Consider the following 1,310-nt stretch of genomic DNA (forward strand, 5'->3'; position numbering starts at 1 on the left):
GCGGCTTCGGCGGGGCGGGCGTGGCCGGGACATGCGCCGGGGGCGTGACACGCCGCCCCTTTGCCGCCTGCGTCGCCGCGGCGGACGCGCGGGCGCCCGGATCGTCCAGCACCCAATCCACCGTCGCCGGCATCATCGGCGCGTCGTGCAGCCGTCGGCCGATGGCGAACGGACCGATCACCAGCAACAACAGCACCGCGAGATGGCCGACGCCGGAGACGGCGAGCGGCGCGCGATAGATCCGGTCGGCGAGCCCGTGCGCGGGCAGACCGCTGGCCGGGGCGCGCATCCGCGCGTCGCTCCGGGCCGGCATGACCGGATCAAAGGACCAGGACGCCGTGATGTTTCGCCTTGCCCTCGGGTTCGACATGGATGGTGATCACCAGGCCCTGCATGTCCGCTTTCAGCGCCGCCTCCACGCGGTCGCAGATGAGGTGGGCATCGGCGACGCTCATGGCACCGGGCACGACGAGATGGAACTCCAGGAACGTCAGCCGTCCGGCGCTGCGCATGCGCAGGTCATGCGCCTCGATCGCTCCGGCGGCGGTCTCGGACACTAGGTGGCGTATCCGTCCCACCACGTCGTCGGCCGGGGCCGCGTCCATCAGCCCGCCGATGCTGGAGGCCAGCACCCGCAGCCCGGACCACAGCACATAGATCGCCGCCAGCGCCGCGGTCGCGGGATCGAACTCATGCCGCCCGGTCACGACCGTAAGGCCCACGCCGGCCAGGATCGCGACCGAGGTGACGACGTCGGACACCAGATGCCGCCCGTCCGCCCGCAGCGCCGCCGACCGCAGGCGCCGCCCGCGTCCCAGCAGCACCCACGCCCACAAGGCGTTGAACACCGTGGCGGCGAGGTTGAGCGCGACGCCCAGCCGCGGCTGTGCCAGCGGCGCCGGCATGCGCAGCGCCTCCCATGCATGCTCCAGGATCGACAGCGCCGCCACGATGATCAGCGCGCCCTCGATCACCGCCGCGAAGAACTCGGCCTTGTCGTGGCCATACGGATGGTTGGCGTCGGCCGGCCGTTCGGCGAAGCGGATCGCCAGCAGCGCCAGCGCCGATCCCGCGACGTTGACGGTGGATTCCAGCGCGTCCGAATACAGCGCGACGCTGCCCGTCACCCACCAGGCGGCGGTCTTGAGGCCGAGCACCAGCGCCCCGAGCCCGATGCTCGCCGTCGCGATCCTACTGGCCGCTGTCACCCGCCCCCCCGTGTGCCAACGCCGTGCCTCCTGTCGTCCCGGCGGGGCCTGTAGCAGCCCGGCGCCGGCCCGTCAGCCGCCGCCCGCGCACACCACCCGCTC

General features: G+C 73.0%; 2 protein-coding genes. Both read right to left on the reverse strand.

Annotated elements, in window-relative coordinates:
* The coding region (locus B8460_RS17855) for a hypothetical protein (RefSeq protein ID WP_199445690.1) at nt 1-289 on the reverse strand (289 nt) is incomplete at its 3' end.
* A gap of 31 nt (nt 290-320) precedes the next feature.
* Nucleotides 321-1,208 carry a cation diffusion facilitator family transporter gene (locus B8460_RS17860; protein ID WP_048862974.1) on the reverse strand — a complete coding sequence of 296 codons (888 nt, stop codon included), beginning with the start codon at nt 1,206-1,208 and terminating at the stop codon, nt 321-323.
* Nucleotides 1,209-1,310: the final 102 nt, after the last annotated feature.

It is taken from the genome of Acidisphaera rubrifaciens HS-AP3 (assembly GCF_000964365.1).
In the GTDB taxonomy this organism is placed as follows: Bacteria; Pseudomonadota; Alphaproteobacteria; order Acetobacterales; family Acetobacteraceae; genus Acidisphaera; species Acidisphaera rubrifaciens.